Source organism: Sorangium sp. So ce302 (assembly GCF_051530145.1).
In the GTDB taxonomy this organism is placed as follows: domain Bacteria; phylum Myxococcota_A; class Polyangia; order Polyangiales; family Polyangiaceae; genus Sorangium; species Sorangium cellulosum_B.
The window spans coordinates 6,154,667-6,170,610 of the sequence record NZ_CP150326.1; the positions used below are offsets into that span (position 1 = coordinate 6,154,667).

At 71.7% G+C, this 15,944-nt stretch carries 11 protein-coding genes and 1 pseudogene; 5 read left to right on the forward strand and 7 right to left on the reverse strand.

From position 1 onward, the window contains the following. The first annotated feature begins 83 nt into the window (after nucleotides 1-83). Both WME73_RS23295 and WME73_RS23300 read left to right on the forward strand, forming a co-directional pair. On the forward strand, nucleotides 84-662 hold the full coding sequence (locus WME73_RS23295; RefSeq protein ID WP_437747575.1) for a superoxide dismutase: 579 nt from the start codon (nucleotides 84-86) through the stop codon (nucleotides 660-662). 270 nt (nucleotides 663-932) lie between these two features. Next, nucleotides 933-1,745 (forward strand): phytanoyl-CoA dioxygenase family protein, encoded by an 813-nt coding sequence (locus WME73_RS23300; RefSeq protein ID WP_437917102.1) that lies wholly within the window; start codon nucleotides 933-935, stop codon nucleotides 1,743-1,745. Nucleotides 1,746-1,778: 33 nt separating this feature from the next. On the opposite strand, the gene WME73_RS23305 is transcribed toward WME73_RS23300, so the two are convergent. From WME73_RS23305 to WME73_RS23315, 3 genes are all read right to left on the reverse strand, one after another. Next, nucleotides 1,779-2,276 (reverse strand): SRPBCC family protein, encoded by a 498-nt coding sequence (locus tag WME73_RS23305; protein WP_437747577.1) that lies wholly within the window; start codon nucleotides 2,274-2,276, stop codon nucleotides 1,779-1,781. Next, nucleotides 2,273-2,638: an ArsR/SmtB family transcription factor gene (locus WME73_RS23310; RefSeq protein WP_437747578.1), complete on the reverse strand. Its 366-nt coding sequence runs from the start codon at nucleotides 2,636-2,638 to the stop codon at nucleotides 2,273-2,275. Before WME73_RS23310 ends, WME73_RS23305 begins: the two co-directional genes overlap by 4 nt. A 167-nt stretch (nucleotides 2,639-2,805) precedes the next feature. Next, on the reverse strand, nucleotides 2,806-4,104 hold the full coding sequence (locus tag WME73_RS23315) for a hypothetical protein (protein WP_437917103.1): 1,299 nt from the start codon (nucleotides 4,102-4,104) through the stop codon (nucleotides 2,806-2,808). A gap of 530 nt (nucleotides 4,105-4,634) precedes the next feature. On the opposite strand from WME73_RS23315, the gene WME73_RS23320 reads away from it, so the two are divergent. Together WME73_RS23320 and WME73_RS23325 are read left to right on the forward strand one after the other, a co-directional pair. After that, a complete protein-coding gene (locus tag WME73_RS23320) occupies nucleotides 4,635-5,300 on the forward strand; it encodes a dihydrofolate reductase family protein (RefSeq protein WP_437917104.1) in 666 nt (221 codons plus the stop codon). A 24-nt stretch (nucleotides 5,301-5,324) separates the two neighbouring features. Beyond that, nucleotides 5,325-5,759 carry a YciI family protein gene (locus WME73_RS23325; RefSeq protein WP_437747581.1) on the forward strand — a complete coding sequence of 145 codons (435 nt, stop codon included), beginning with the start codon at nucleotides 5,325-5,327 and terminating at the stop codon, nucleotides 5,757-5,759. A gap of 4 nt (nucleotides 5,760-5,763) precedes the next feature. On the opposite strand, the gene WME73_RS23330 is transcribed toward WME73_RS23325, so the two are convergent. The 4 genes and pseudogenes from WME73_RS23330 to WME73_RS23345 form a co-directional block, all read right to left on the reverse strand. Beyond that, on the reverse strand, nucleotides 5,764-7,371 hold the full coding sequence (locus WME73_RS23330) for a serine/threonine-protein kinase (RefSeq protein ID WP_437917105.1): 1,608 nt from the start codon (nucleotides 7,369-7,371) through the stop codon (nucleotides 5,764-5,766). Then, on the reverse strand, nucleotides 7,260-8,594 hold the full coding sequence (locus WME73_RS23335; RefSeq protein WP_437747583.1) for a hypothetical protein: 1,335 nt from the start codon (nucleotides 8,592-8,594) through the stop codon (nucleotides 7,260-7,262). Before WME73_RS23335 ends, WME73_RS23330 begins: the two co-directional genes overlap by 112 nt. A 238-nt stretch (nucleotides 8,595-8,832) precedes the next feature. Beyond that, on the reverse strand, nucleotides 8,833-11,847 hold the full coding sequence (locus tag WME73_RS23340) for an AAA family ATPase (RefSeq protein ID WP_437917421.1): 3,015 nt from the start codon (nucleotides 11,845-11,847) through the stop codon (nucleotides 8,833-8,835). Between the two features lie 291 nt (nucleotides 11,848-12,138). Beyond that, nucleotides 12,139-12,969, reverse strand: a pseudogene (locus WME73_RS23345) (serine/threonine-protein kinase); the annotation flags it as partial. Nucleotides 12,970-13,176: 207 nt separating this feature from the next. Between WME73_RS23345 and rph the strand changes: the two are divergent. Then, the gene (gene rph, locus WME73_RS23350; protein ID WP_437917422.1) at nucleotides 13,177-15,789 is read left to right on the forward strand and encodes a rifamycin-inactivating phosphotransferase; all 2,613 of its coding nucleotides are present in this window, start codon (nucleotides 13,177-13,179) and stop codon (nucleotides 15,787-15,789) included. Nucleotides 15,790-15,944 lie beyond the last annotated feature (155 nt).

The following is a 15,944-nucleotide window of genomic DNA, read 5'->3' on the forward strand; positions in this document are numbered from 1 at the left end:
CGCCATCCGAAGGTCTTCGCCTAGCTACTCACAACGGGCTGCGACGAGCGCGTAGCCGTCGACGCAACACGAGGAACAGAACCATGACCTTCACTCTTCCCGAGCTCCCCTACTCCAGAGACGCGCTGGTCCCCCACATCTCGGCCGAGACGCTCGACTTCCACCACGGCAAGCACCACAACGCGTACGTCACGAAGCTGAACGAGCTCGTGGCAGCGGACGCGGCGCTCGCGGGCAAGAGCCTCGAGGATCTCGTCCGCACGACGTCCGGCGCGGTCTTCAACCAGGCAGCTCAGGTGTGGAATCACACGTTCTACTGGCACAGCATGAAGCCGCAGGGCGGCGGTGAGCCTCCCGCCGCGCTCCGCGCGGCGATCGACGAGGCGTTCGGAAGCGTGTCGTCGTTCAAGGAGAAGTTCAGCGCCGCGGCCATCGGTCAGTTCGGCTCGGGCTGGGCTTGGCTGGTGAAGAATGGCTCAGGCAAGCTGGAAATCGTGCAGACGAGCAACGCCGGGAGCCCGCTCACGGAGGGCAAGACGCCGCTGCTCACGTGCGACGTGTGGGAGCACGCGTATTACATCGACTACCGCAATGCCCGGGCGAAGTACGTCGAGGCGTGGTGGAACCTGGTGAACTGGGACCACGCCGCCTCGAAGCTGTGACCCGCGCGCTCCCGTGAAGGCGGCGTCGAGGCCGCTCTGTGTCAGGCAGGAGAGCGACCAGCCTGAGCTGATGCAGAGCGGGGCCGCGCGGGCGTCGGCCTCGTGAGGCTGAGATCACTTGCCCGTCCCGCGCGCGTGGGCCGGGCGCCTGGAGCGCCGCATTCTCCTCCGACGACGGTGATTCCGGCAGTGGTGGGATGGGGATGAACCGGCGGAGAGCGAGCGCTGAGCTTGACGACTCCGCTCGATCCACCAAGCTCGGCCCGAGCCATGAGCCACGCCCGCCACACCAGCGCCGAGATGGATGAGCTTGCCCGCGCAGCGCAGCGCGATGGGTTCTGCCTGATAAAGAACCTCATTCCGAAGAGCCTGCTGCGCTCGTGGCGTGAGGCCTTCGCGCCGCTCCTCGACGCCCACATCGCGCGTGAGGGGCACCTCAAGAACCGGGGGCCGGGTCGTTATTACGTGACGCTCCCGTTCAAGGCCCCCTTCGCGGAGCCGCGCATCTACGAGGACGAGACGATCCTGGGCGTGGTGGAGCGCCTCGTCGGGGCCGACATGACCATAGTCCAGCTCGCGACCGACACCCCGCTCCTCGGGTCCGACTACCAGGACGTCCACCGCGACACGCCGCCGCTCTTCCCCGAGACCGGGAGAGAGACACCCGCGTTCCAGCTCGCCGTCAACTTCCCCCTGGTCGACGTCACCGCCGAGAACGGCCCGATCGAGATCGCCCGCGGCACGCACATGCTCTCCAAGGCCGAGGGGATGCGGCGCCTCGAGCAGGGCGAGGTCGCGCTCGAGCCGATCGCCATGGAGCTCGGCGACGTCATGGTCCGCGACGTTCGCGGCCTCCACCGCGGGACCCCGAACCGCTCGCGCGAGCCGCGGCCCATGGTCGTCATCGGCTACAGCCGCCGCTGGCTGTTCCGCCCGGAGGTCTCGATCCGGGTGCCCCGCGAGAGCCTCTCCCACCTGTCGGAGCGGGCGAAGCGCATGCTCCGCTTCAATCCCATCGTCGAATCGCTCGACGCGCGCGAGGAGACGGAGGAGACCGAGGTCTACCAGGCCTTCGCCTACTGACGCGCGACGCCGCTCGCCCAGGCGCGGCAGCCCTCACCCCGCCCCGAACTTCTCGTCCAGCTTGCTGAGCTGGCTGGTGAAGCCTTCCTTCTGCATCTCGGTGAATTCGGGGCTATGCATGGTGTCGAGCAGCACCACCATCTTCACGCGGTCGCCGAGCTCCGTGAGCTCGACCTCGATGTCGGCCTCGTAGGGCGGCACGCCGGGCAAGAAGTCGATCACGTTGCGGAGCACGAGCCGAGTCATGGGCCTGAGCTCGGCGAAGGTGGAGGTGACGGCGTGCGAGGGCGGCTGGCCGACCTCCGCCATGGCGCGGACCATCTCGGGCGTGGCGGCGATCATCTCGTAACGCAGGGCGCCGCCCGGCCTCGCGTCGAGCTCCGCCACGGCGGCCCGGAAGTTTCGCGGCCCCCACCAGGACTCGAATCCCTCTCGCGTGGTCCAGAGGTCCCAGACCTCCTGCAACGTGGCGCGATAGGTGCGCTCGACTCTGACCTTGGATCGGGCCTGGGCTTTGACTGCGGTGTTCATGATCGCTTCCTCGTGGTTGGGCCGCCTTGAACGGCCGGCTTGTTCTGAGCTAACGCGCGCTTCTTCTCGAGCGCGGCACCGAAACGATCGAGGCGCTCCTCCCAGAGCTGCCGGTAGCGGCCGAGCCAGTCCTCGAGCTCGCGGAAAGGCTCGGGACGAAGGGAGTAGAGGCGCCGCTGTCCATCGGGTCGCATCGAGACGAAACCTGACTCCGAGAGGATGCGCAGGTGCCGCGACACGCCCGACTGGTGGATGCCGGCCTTCTCCACGACCTCGGCCACCTGTTGCTCGCCAGAAAGGAGAGCCTCGACGATGCGGCGGCGCGTGGGATCGGCCAGGACCTCGAAGACGTCCAGCTGCATGACGATACATATACACCACGGTGCATACGTCGGTCAAGCGCCATGGCACGCGGGGCTGCACGCGCGGCCGGACCTTGCCGGCCCGCGTGGAGCGCGGCTCAGCGCGGCGCAGCTCCGCGGCGGCTCACCTGTGTGTCGGGCGCGAGGGCTCGCGCAGGGCGCCCCGATCAGGGCACGATGCCTCCCTCGACCCGCGCTTCGCGCGGCGCCCGCAGCATGCGCTTCAGGCGCGCCCGCGCGGTCCGCTCGGCGCGGCGCCGCAGGGGCTTCTGCTCGTCGACCGGCACCGCTCCATGGCGAGCCGCCGGCACGATCGGCAGCCCCAGAACATCCGTGAGCGGGGCGGCTGGCGCATCGAGCTCCGGCTCCGCCAGCGCAGCGCCGAGCGCGGCGCGGACGCGCGCGGGGTCGAGCGTCAGGCACCACGCGACGATGCTCCAGGCGAGCGCGGCATGCCGCGCTTCGTCCGTCGCGATGCGCGCGAGCGCCCGCGCGACGGCCGGATCGGTCGCGTGGCGCTGCGCTCGTCGTGCGAGCGCCGCGGCGAACGTCTCGCCGATGCAGCCGTCCGTGAAGCTCAGGTACGCGACGGCGGCGGCGTCGCCCGAGAGCGCGGTGGCCGGCAACGGCAACGTGCCCGGCCCGAGCGGTAGCCCCGCGTACGTGCTCGCGAGACCGAACGAGAGGCGTGCGTGTTCGATCTCGTCCTGCGCCGCCTGCTGGCAAGCCGCGAGCAAGTCCGCGGGTGCTCCGAGCGCCAGGAGCTCCAGCGCGAGCGCGAAAAACGTCGCGATCGAGGCGTGCTCGGCGAGCGCGGCCTCGAGCCAGAGGGCGGCGATCTCTTCACGCTCCCGGGGCGAAAGGTGAGCGACCAGCGCGGGATCGCCGATGTCCGCCCAGCCGCTCGCTTCCCGCGCGGCGGCCGTGATGGGGCCCTGTTCGTCTCGCAGCGGCCGGCCGAACGAGTTGAAGACCCTGCCGCTGTAGATCGGAACCTTGAGGGTCAGGACCCACGACACTTCGACGCCGTGGGCCGGGAGGCCGTGATCGGCGCCGCTCATCGGGATCGTCACGCGCAGCCCCGTCCCCAGCACGGCGGCCGAGGCGAAGACGCCCGTGTGCAATGCGAACGTCGACGTGTGGAGATCGCTGCGGGTCAGACCCGCGATGCCGAGCTCTCCACCGACGACGTTTCCGAGCTGAAACCCGAACGCCAGGCGCGCATAGTCGCCGGCATAGGTCTGCGCCTGGAAGAAACCACCGTAACCGATCGAGCCCGGGTCTCCCTTCGGGAAAACCATGCCGCTGATTTCCGTGCCGACCCCCACCGGGCATTCGCCGCTGCCGGCGGACAGCAAGAAGCCGGGATTGAACGACCCCTCGGACCGCGCCAGGGCCTGCGCCGGCACCAGGAACGCGACCGCACCGACGACCTCGATCGCGACGAGCTTGATCCTGCGTCTCATGTGCGTTGAACCTAGCAGAACGAGCGCCAGGGGGAGTTTGTCACGAGCTTGATCGAAGCATCGAGCGGCACGAAGCCGTCGCATCCCCCGCCGGAGAGATCGAGCGCTTTCGTTCGGCGTCGAGCTTCACCTCTGTTCGATTTTGAATGTGTCAACACTGACACCCTCACGTTCCGGTAGTGCTCAAAATTGAACATGAAGGCGGGAAGGCGGGAAGAAATGATCAATGATCTTCCCGCCTTCATGTGAACTCTCTCTGGGCAACTTTGAGCACTACCCGCTCCGGGAGGCCGGCGTCAGGTCCCCGCGGCGGTACCACGGCCTCCGCCGGACCTCGACGCTCGCGGTCGTGCGAGCGGCGGCCCGCCCGCCCGGGACCTCCTAAATCGTTGAATTAACAGCGTTTTCATGTGACAACCGGCCAGCGAAGTAAAAAAAATTCGCCGGCGTGTCGATCCGGCCCCGGCTCGTTCGTCGTCACTTCAGAAGAAGGGTCGCAGGCGATGCCTGCGCCGGAAGGAGTTGCGCGCATGTCGAGGCTTCGGGTAAACGCGTTTGGGATCTCGATCGACGGTCATGGCGCCGGTCCCGGCCAAGATCTGGCCAATCCGATGGGCGTCGGAGGGATGGCGCTGCACCAGTGGGTCCTCGGCACGAAGACGTTCCAGAGAATGTCGGCCGACTACGCTGCCTCGCTGATCGGCGACACGGTCGGCCGAGCGGGCGTCGACGACGACTTCGCCGCGCGCGGCTTCGAGAACCTCGGCGCCTGGATCATGGGCCGCAACATGTTCGGGCCGCAGCGGGGCCCCTGGCCCGACGACGGTTGGCAGGGATGGTGGGGCAAGAACCCGCCCTACCACGTGCCCGTCTTCGTGCTCACGCACCACGCTCGTGAGTCCTTCACCATGGAGGGCGGAACGACCTTCCACTTCGTGACCGACGGCATCCACGCCGCGCTGGAGCGCGCGAAGGAGGCGGCCCAGGGCAAGGATATCCGGCTCGGCGGCGGCGTCGCCGCCGTTCGGCAGTACCTCACCGCGGGGCTCATCGACGAGCTCCACCTCGTGATCTCCCCCGTGCTCCTCGGCCGGGGCGAGCACCTCCTCACCGGCATCGATACGGTGAGCCTCGGCTACCGCTGCACGGAGCGCGCCTCCACGGACCACGCCACCCACGTCGTCCTGACGAAGTAGCTCGATACCAGGGAGAAGAGCTCCGTGAAAGTCATGGTGTTCGTCAAGGCCACGAAGGAGTCCGAGGCGGGGATGATGCCGGACGAGAAGGTCATCGCCGAGATGGGCAGGTTCAAAGAGGAGCTCGTCAAAGCCGGCGTCATGCTCGGCGGAGAGGGGCTGCACCCGAGCAGCAAAGGCAAGCGCCTGCGCATCTCGGACGGCAAGACGACGCTCATCGACGGCCCCTTCGCCGAAGCCAAGGAGCTCGTCGGCGGATACTGGCTCTGGCAGGTGAAGTCGCTGGACGACGCGGTAGCCTGGGCCAGGCGCTGCGCCGACTACATGCCCAGCGGGGAATGGGAGCTCGAGATTCGACCGATCTTCGAGGCGGAGGACTTCGGCGAGGAGTTCACGCCGGCGCTGCGCGAGCAGGACGAACGCCTGCGCGCCGAGATCGAGCGGCAGCGGAGAGCCTGAACGGCTAGCCCTCGTCGATCCCCGCGCGCGCCGCGGGCGTGATCACGAGGCCGCCCCGGGAATGCCCCGTCGTCCACTCGTCGAGGCGCAGGAGCGCGCCGCCCGCGAACCGCTGCTGGCCCGGCGCGCCCTCGACCCGCGCGGGCGCGGCGTGCAGCACCAGCACGACCTGGACCGCGGGGCTCGGCCCCGGCCTCGCCGCGATCGTCGTCTCCAGCCCGCGCACGACGTCGACAAGCCGGGCCCGGGCGGCGCGGCTGCCCTCCGGATCGGCCGGGAGCGCCGTCGCCCCGACCAGCACCCCGCCGCCGTCGACGACCGTGACGAGGCCCGCCTCCGCGGCGGCGCGCCGGACCGTCGCGAGGACCTCCTCGGCATCGTCGAACGCCGCCTCGTCGATCTCGCCCTCCCCCTCGATCTGCACGCTGGCGTGCAGCGCCGCCGCCGGGCGGACGCGCGCCTCGTCCCTCGACGCGAGCGGCGCCGCGCGGAGATCCGCGAGCAGCTCGGAGACGCTCGGGTAGCGCGCGTCCGGCGACTTCTCGAGGCAGCGCGCGATCGCGGCGTCGAAGGCCGGCGGCACGGCCACGAGATCGCCCGCCCGCGGCGGCGGCGCGAAGAGCTGGAGCTCCTCTAGCTCGACGAGGTTGTCGGCGTGGAAGGCGGGCTGCCCCGTGAGCAGCTCGTACAGGAGGAGGCCGAGCGCGTACACGTCGGTGCGCGCGTCGACGGGGCGGCCGGCGATCTGCTCGGGCGCCATGCTGCCCGGCGTCCCGAGCACGCTGGCCTGCGTGAAGATGGGCCCGCGGCCGAGCCGCTCGGGCTCGAGCAGCTTGGCGATCCCGAAGTCGAGCAGGCGCGTCGTGAACCACCCGCCGCGCGGGATCGCCATGATGTTCTGCGCCTTGACGTCGCGATGGACGATCCCGAGCGCGTGCGCGGCGGAGAGCGCGCCGCCGACCTCCTCGACGACGGCGAGCGCCTCCGCGGCCGAGAGCGCGCCGCGGGCGCGGAGCTCTTGCCGGAGCGTCCGGCCCTCGATCCACTCCATGACGAGGTAGGGCCGGCCGTCGGGCAGGTCCCCCGCGCCGAGGATCTCGACGATGTGCGGGTGGGCGAGGCGCCGGAGGGCCGCGGCCTCCTGCTGGAATCTCTCTAGGATCCGCGTACTTGCAGCCAGCCTGCGCCGGAGGACCTTGAGCGCCGCCGCGCGCCCCGTCCCGAGCTGCGTGGCCAGGTAGACAACGGCGAAGCCGCCGTGGCTGCGCGCCTCCTCGACCAGGTACTCCCCGGCCAGGGTGCCGGGGGCGAGGTCGTCGGCGGCGTCCAGCGCGTCGTCGACCAGGGTGCCAGTCGGGTCGTGAGGCCTCGTGGTCGCCGCCATGATGCAGTGAGATCGCCCGAGCGGGCGCCGGAATGCAAGCGCGCCATGGAGCGGGAGGGCCCCGCGATCCGGCGCCTCGAACGCTTCAGCCCCGGGCAGGCGCCGGGCCAGGCCGGCTAGAAGGAGCCGGGGGCAGACGAGACGTCGGCGGTGATCGGCTGCGTGAACGGGGAGAGCTTCGAGAACGGCCTGTTCACGATCGAGCACGACGCCGGAAAGAGGGCGCATTGGTCCTGGCTGGACAGGCCAGAGAGGGGCAGGTCCCCCACCTCCGGGACCCAATCTTCCACGTACTCACAGGCGGCCGGGGTGAGCACGCACTCCTCCGCCAGGAACACGGTGATGGGGTTCTCCCAGATGCGGCCGCCAGCGAAGCAGTAGTCGTAGACCGGCCGGCCCGTCACAGGGTTGCTCGTCTCCGGCCCGCACAAGTACGACGCCCCCATGAGGGCTTCCTCGCCCCGCGCGTATCCACGGCACGCGCCGACGTGCTGGGCCAGGCAGCCGCTCACGGTCGTGCCCTTGGGCGGGACACAGACGCGGTCGCTCGCCAGAAGGGCGGACAGCACGGAGCGTTCTTCGGGGTGGCAGACAAAGGCGCTCTCGTAGATCAGCTCCCCTTCGCCGAGCGACGGCCGCACGATCGAGAACGCAGACTTGCTCTTCTTGAGAACCACCTCCGCCAGCTCATTCAGCGCATCGGGGTCCAGCAGGTTGCCGAAGAACGCCCCCTCCCGCACCGGAAAGCGCTCGACGTCGGCCAGCGCCGCCGACAGCGCCTCCGGGCTCGGCGCGGCGGCGTCCGAGGGCTCAGCCGGCGTGAGGTCCCCCCATTCCATCGAGATGTCGACGGTCACGCCGAACGCGTTGTTCCTCGCGAACAGGCAGGCAGAGACGAGCTCCTGGCACGCCGCGGACGGCGCGCCGGTGTGCCAGTCGGGGCAGAGCCCCGCGCGCCCGTGCCACACGGAGACGTCCTTGCTCGGCTTGACCAACCCCTCGAGCGGCGTCCACGAGAATCCGTCCTTGAAGACCGCCGAGGCGCCGCTTCCGCCGGCGAGGGCCGCGCGCTCCTCCGGCGTCGGAGTCCACGAGACGCTCTGGTCGCTCGCGAGCGCGCACTCCACCAGGGCCTGCATCACCTCCTGCGCGTTCGGATCGAGCAGCGCCTCGTGGAGCGTGCCGTACGCGAACGCCTTGGTCGACAGCGGGCTCGTGGTGAGCGCCCTGAGGCTCTCCCGGTTCGTGGTGAGCAGGTTGCTGCCCAGGACCTCGAGCTGAAAGTGGTTGCCGATCACGATGGTCCGCCGCGTCGCCGGGCTGCTCACGAGCGACCCGCCGGCGAGGCCGAGGTCGGAGGCGCTGGCGTCGTAGCCCGCGTTCGCGAGGCTCGCCGCGAGGGACAGGGCGGAGAAGGCGGAGAGGGCGAGACCAGCAGTTCGTCGGTTCATGATGGGCCTTTCACAAGGAGGAGCTGGGGGCGGTGCACGCGTCCCGGAGTTGGCGGTCGGCAGTTGGCCGTCGGTGCTTGGCTGCTGGCGGTGAGTTGCACGCGTCGCGCCAGCCTCATCCGGCCGCGATCGCGCGCCATCCCGGGCCCCGCCGCGGCGCGCTGTCACCTCGGCGGCGACAGCGGGAGGGGCGCTGTCGCTCCGGAGACCTCAGGGCGCCCGGCCCACGGCGCGGCGCTCAGGGCGGCGCGGCGTCGACCTGCGCCGAGAGGTGGGCGAGGCGGCCCTTCCAGAAGCGCTTGCCCCAGGGGATCTGCGCCGCCTCGGCGAGCCACCGGCGGGCCTCCTCGCGCCTGCCTCGCTGGAGCGCGTCGGCCGCCGCGAAGCAGAGGATCTCGATGAGCTCGCTGTTCAGCGCCGCGCTCCGCGCCTCGGCGACGAGCGCCTCCCACGCCTCGCCCTCCGCTCCCCCGCCCTGCGTCAGCTGCGCGCAGAGCCGGAGCAGCACCCGCGTGACCGGCGGCGCCGCGCCGAGATCGCACTGCGCCCGCGCCCAGCCGAGGTGGCGCGCGGCCTCCGCGAGCTCGCCGCGGGCGGCGTGGATCCGCGCCACGAGCAGCGCGTAGTCGGACACCGGGGTCGCCTGGAAGAACCGCCGCTGGAGCTCGAAGGCGCGGACCGCGAGCGGCAGCGCCTCGGAGAGCTCGCCGCTCCAGTAGAGCATCTCGGCCAGGTTGTGGGCCGGACCGCGCTCCAGGTAGGCGTTGCCGACCTCGCGGGCCAGGGCGACGGCGGTCCGCAGGTCGCTCTGCGCGCCCTCCGGATCCTCGCGCGCCAGGCCGAGCGTCACGCGGTTCATGAGGGCGATGCCGAGGTGCAGCCGGTCGCCCACGCGCTCGCAGCGCGAGACGACCTCGTGGAACCGCGCCTCCGCCTCGTCGAGGCGGCCGGCGTAGACAAGCGCGGGGGCGAGCAGGAGCAGGGCGATGACGTGGCCCTCGTGATCCCCCAGCGCGCCGGCGTCCCGGGCCGCGGGCCCGAGGCGCGCGATGGCGTCCTCGAGCCGCTGGCAACGGAAGTGCGCGCGCCCCACCGCGACCTCGCAGCGCGCCCGCTGCGCGGCGTCCCCGAGCCGCTCCACGAGCGGCGCCGCCCGGTCGACGAGCGCCTGCGAGCCCGCGTAGTCGTCGCACCAGTCGAGGACCGTGGCCTCCTCGAGGAGCAGGTCCGCGACGGCCGGGAGATCCCCCTCCGCCTCGGCGATCGCCCGCGCAGCCCGGAGGTCGGCGGCGGCGTCGTCGAAGCGCTGGATCCGGTAGCGGACCTTGCCGCGGCCCGCCAGCACGGCGCGGCGGCTCACCGCGATGCCCGTCGCGGGGGCCGCCGCCGCGGGCGCAGCCGCCGCCAGCGCCTCAAGCGCCGCGGAGTAGTGCCGCTCCGCATCGACGTAGAGGTGCCGCCGCCGCGCCTCCTCCGCGAGCTCGAAGCAGGCCGCGGCCGCCTCGGCGTGCGCGCCCGCCGCGGCCGCGTGGCGCGCGATCCGCCCGAGGTGGGCGCCCCGCTCCGCGGGCGCCGCGAGCAGGCGGCGGAGCTCGATCCCGTGCAGCCGCCGCAGCAGCGCCGGCGGCGCCTCCGCCTCGATCGCCGCGCGAAGGAGCGGGTGCGCGAACGCGACGCGGCCCGCGCCGGCGGCGTCCACGACGCGCAGCAGGCCCCGGCGCACGAGGCGCGACAGGCCGACGCCGGGATCCAGGTCCCGGCACGCGCTGACGGCCTGCGCGCGCGCCGCCTCGTCGAGCAGGCTGCCGAGGTCGTCGATCGCGAGCTCGTCGCCCGCCACGGCGCACACCTGCGCGAGCTCGGCGAGCGGCGGCGGCAGGCCGGCGAGGGCGCGGCGCGCGAGCCGGTCCATGACCTGTGCCGCCTCGCCCCGCGCGCTCTCGTCGGCGGCGAGGTACCACCCTGGCCCGCCGCGGACCTTCCGGATGGCGCCCGCCTGCCAGAGCGCGGCCGCGAGCTCGACAAGGAAGAGCGGGACCCCCTGCGCCGCCTCGAGCAGGCCCGCGACGACCGGCTCGGGCACGAACTCGACCGGGCGCAGCCGATCGAGGAGCGCCGCGCGCGCGGCGCCCGGGTCGAGCGGCGGGAGCGCCCGCTGGGCGGAGCGCGCCGCCCGCTCGCCGTGGAGCGGGCGCACCGCGGCCAGCGTGGGGTGCGCCGCCACGAGGATGGCGAGCGGCGCGCGGGCCCCCGAGAGGGTCGCGCTCTCGATCGCGTCGAGGCCGGCCTGATCGCCCCACTGCGCGTCGTCGACGACCAGCGCGAGCGGGCGTCCCTCCAGCGCGCACGCGCGCCGGAGCGCCTCTCCGGCGGCCCGGGCCAGCGTCTGGCGGAGCGCGCCGGGCGCGGCGAGCACCGCGGCGACCGCGGGCTCGGTCTCCGGCAGGGCATCGAGCGCGAACGCGACCGCCGGCCACGACGCGAGGCCGAGCTCGGGGCCGAGCCGGGCGACGCACGCCGCGCGGATCGCGTCGGCGCGCGCTCCGTCGCCGAGGGCCAGGGCGGCGCGGAGCAGCGCGCGGACGAGCCCGGCCGGCTCTGCGACGTCGGGCGGCCTCGCCGCGAGCGCGATCACCCGCGCGCCGGGCTCGGCCGAGAGCGCCGCGGCGACCGCCTCCCAGAGGCGCGTCTTGCCGTACCCCACCTCGCCGAGCAGCGTGAGCAGGAGCGGCGTGCTGTCGCGCCACGCGGCGCGCACCTGCGCGACGATCTCGCCGAGCAGCTCGTCTCGCCCGCGGAGCGGCAGCTCGGACGACGGGGTCGCCGCCGGGGCGGCGCCTGCGCTCGCGCCGTCATCGCCTGCCGGTCCGCTCGGCTCCTCGATGAGCGCGGCCGGTCCGGTCGGCTCCTCGAGGAAGGCAGCCGCCTCCGGGGTGATCGCGACCGGCTCGGGCGCGCCGGGGCGCCAGAAGCTCGCGGGCTGCGCGAGCGCGGGCCCTGCGAAGGCCATCCCGGCGGCGCCCTCGCGCACCTGGAGCTCGGCGACGTGCACGGCCGCCGAGGTGGCGTGGCCCGGCGCGCGCACGAGCCGCCGGGCCGCCTGGAGGGCCGCGCGAGCGCCCTGGCGGGACGCGCCGGGAAAGGCGATGACGTAGAGCCCGTCCTGCACCCTGGCGAGCCACCCGCCGAGCGAGGCCGCGATGCCGGCGACCTGGTCCACCGGCGCGCCGCCGCGGACCGCGAGGAGCGCCACGGGGCTTCGCCGGGGCGGGCCGGGCCTACCCGGCGCGGCGTCCAGGGTCGGCCGGCCGGCCAACGGGGGCACCTGGCCGGCCCGCTGAGGCGGTTCGCCGGCCGCCTTGGCTGGTTCGCCAGTTACCCTGGATCGCCGATCGCGTAATTGATGTGATTCAGTGACATCGTGGGCTGGTTCATCGCCTTGGAGCGCCGCCCGCAGCGCCTCGGAGAAGGCGCGCGCTGATCCGAATCGCTCCTCCCGCGCCTTGGCCAGGGCGCGCAGCAGGACCTCGTCCGCGCCGCGGGGGACCGGCGCGATCTCCGACGGCCGCGGAGGGCGCCGGGAGACGTGCGCGCGGACGACGGCCGAGGGCTCTCCCACGAAGGGTGGCCGCCCGGTGAGCAGCTCGAAGGCGACGACCCCGAGCGCATACAGGTCCGCGCGGCCGTCGACGTCGCGCGCGTCGAGGCACTGCTCCGGGGCCATGTACAGCGCGCTGCCGAGCCGGAGCCCCGTGTGCGTGACCTCGCTCCCCTCCTCCGCCACGCCGCTCCCCTCCCCCGGCCGCGCGAGCCCGAGATCGAGGAGGGCGACCTCCGGCGCCGGGCCCCCCATCCGCCGCAGCATCACGTTCTCCGGCTTCAGATCCCGATGCACGACGCCGGCCGCGTGCACCCTGTCGACCGCGGCGCCCATCGCGTCGACGAGCCGCATGGCTTCCGCCGGCGCCGCGGCGCCAGCCCCGGGGAGCGCCTCCATCCATCGCGCCAGCGTCTCGCCGTCGAGGAGCTCGAGGACGAGGTAAGGAAAGCGTCCTTCCATCTCGCCTTCGCCGAGCAGCCGCGGCACCGCGGGCGGACCGATCCGGCGAAGCGCCGCCGCCTCGCGCGAGAACCGCCGATCGCCTCGGTGGCGCGCGATCTTGAGCGCCACCGCGAGGCCGTCCTCGCGCCGCGAGGCCGCGAACACGCGGGCGAAGCCGCCCTCGTCGAGGAGGCGGAGCCCATCGAACCCTGGGACCCGGGGCGCGACCTCCACCGCCCCGGCCTCTTCCTTCGCGGCGCTCGCGGCCGTGCCGCCGTGCAGCGGGCAACCCGTGACGACACCGATCCTGCGGTGACAGAGGGTGCAGCGCATCTGCGGGGCTCGCCTCCGGGGCGATGCTACTGCGCGCGTCGAGCCACCGGAAGCATGGATGCCTCCCGTCGACCTGACGAGGTCGCCATCCTGGGGTTTCGTTCGGTAGAGCCCACCCTGGTTCACGGTATAGTGGCGCGCTTCGACGGGGGGAGTGACGTTCCGTCGACGCGAACGAGCTGCCGACGCCCTGATGGAGGTGAACGGATGCGGACCTATGTGCTTGCGCTCCAGGAGGTCGATCGAACGAAGGCCAACGTGGTCGGGGGGAAGGGCGCGAACCTGGGGGAGCTCTCCAGGATCGAGGGGATCCGCGTGCCCGCTGGCTTCTGCGTCACGACCGAGGCCTTCCAGCGGATCATGGGAGAAGCGCCGTCGATCGGCGGGTTGCTCGATCGGTTGTCGTTGCTCGCGGTGGAGGACCGGGACGGGATCCGGGAGCTCAGCGCCGAGCTGCGCCGGATCATCGAAGGGACGGCCATCCCCGAGGACGTACAAGGGGCGCTCACCCAGGTTCTTTCCAGGCTTGGCGCGGGCGACGCCTACGCCGTACGGTCCAGCGCGACGGCGGAGGATCTGCCGGGGGCTTCCTTCGCGGGCCAGCAGGATACGTACCTGAACGTCCTCGGGACGCAGGCGATCCTGCAGCACGTCCGCCGGTGCTGGGCATCGCTCTTCACCGAGCGGGCGGTGACCTACCGGATCCAGCACGGCTTCGATCACCGCAAGGTCCACATGGCGGTGGTGGTGCAGAAGATGGTCTTCCCGCAGGCCGCCGGGATCGTCTTCACGGCCGATCCCGTCACGTCGAACCGGAAGGTGTCGTCGATCGAGGCTGGCTTCGGCCTGGGGGAGGCCCTTGTCGCCGGCCTGGCGAGCGCCGATCGCTACAAGGTGCGGAACGGCCAGCTCATCGAGAAGGCGATCGCCAGGAAGACGCTGGCCACTCGTGCCCTGGAGGAGGGCGGCACCGAAGAGCGGGCGATCGAGCCCGAGCGGCAGGACGAGCAGGTGCTGACCGACGCGCAGATCCTGCGGCTCGAGCGCCTGGGCCGGCAGATCGAAGGGCACTTCGGCCACCCCCAGGACATCGAATGGTGCCTTGTCGGGGAGGAGCTCCACGTCGTCCAGAGCCGGCCGATCACGACCCTGTACCCCATCCCCGAAGCCGGTGATCGAGGCAACCACGTCTACATCTCCGTCGGCCATCAACAGATGATGACCGACGCGATGAAGCCCCTGGGGCTGTCCTTGTTCCAGCTGACCTCTGGCGGCCGCATGCTCGCGGCGGGCGGCAGGTTGTTCGTCGATCCCACGAAGCAGCTGGCCTCACCGGCCAGCCGGGACGCCCTCCTGGAACTCCTTGGGCGCTCCCATCCGCTCTTCAAGGACGCCCTCTCGACGATCATCGAGCGGGGAGACTTCATCGAGCCGTTGCCCGACGATCCGACGGCCTCGCGCCCCGGCCAGGGCAAGCAGGCGCCCGGGCGCTTCGACGCGCAGGTCGAGGACGACCCGGCGATCGTCGCGGAGCTGATCGAGCGCACCCAGGCCTCGCTCGCGGAGTTGAAGCGCGACATCCGGACCAGGACCGGAACGGCGTTGCTCGACTTCATCCAGGAGGACATCCAGGGACTGAGCAAGTCCATGTTCGGTCCGCGGAGCATGGGCGTGATCATGGCGGGCATGAACGCTTCCTCGTGGATCAACGAGAAGATGATGGCGTGGCTCGGCGAGAAGAGCGTCGCGGATACGCTCTCCCAGTCCGTGTCGAACAACATCACGTCGGAGATGGGCCTGGAGCTGCTGGACGTCGCCGACGTGATCCGTCCTTATCCGGACGTGGTCGCTCATTTGCAGAGCGTGAAGCACGATGGCTTCCTGGATGAGCTGGTCGCGCTCGACGGTGGCAAGGAAGCCCGGGACGCCATCCGGGCTTACCTCGACAAATACGGTATGCGATGTGCGGGGGAGATCGACATCACGAGGGCCCGCTGGAGCGAGAAGCCAGCGACCCTGGTCCCCTTGATCCTGAGCAACATCAAGAATTTCGAGCCTCGCGCCGGAGAGCGGAGGTTCGAGCAGGGGCGGCAGGAGGCCTCGCAGCGGGCGCGAGCGCTGCTCGACCGGTTGAGGCAGCTGCCGGACGGGGAGCAGAAGGCCAGCGAGGCCCAGCGGATGATCGACCGGCTCCGGAGCTTCATCGGCTATCGCGAGTATCCGAAGTACGGCCTCGTCAATCGCTACTTCATTTACAAGCAGGCCTTGCTGCAAGAAGCCGAGCGGCTCGTGCAGGCCGGCGTGATCCACGACGCCGAAGACATCTACTACCTCACGTTCGACGAGCTCCGCGAGGTCGTGCGCACGCATCGGCTGGACGACCGGATCGTCGGCCAACGGAGAGCGGAGCACGAGCTCCACAAGAAGCTGTCGCCGCCGCTCGTCATCACGTCCGACGGGGAAATCGTGGCAGGCGCGCACAGACGAGCCGATCTCCCCGCCGGAGCCCTCGTCGGCCTGGCGGTCTCTTCCGGCGTCGTCGAGGGACGAGCCCGCGTCCTCCTGGACATGGCCGACGCGGAGCTGGAGGCGGGGGACATCCTGGTCACCACCTTCACCGATCCCAGCTGGACGCCCTTGTTCGTGTCCATCAAGGGCCTTGTGACCGAGGTGGGGGGCCTGATGACCCATGGCGCGGTGATCGCCCGGGAATACGGCTTGCCGGCGGTCGTCGGCGTGGACAACGCGACAAGGCGGATCCGGGATGGGCAACGCATCCGTGTGCATGGAACGGACGGGTATGTCGAGATCCTGACCTGAGATCCGCGGCGCTCGCGCTCCTCGTCGGGGCCGCGCTGGGCACCTTCGATCGTCCGGTCGACGCGGGACCGCGCACCACATCGCTCGCGTGGGTGCGGATGCCTGGGGCCGAGGCGTGCGTTGACGCGGCAGGGGCACGGCACGATACCTTCCAG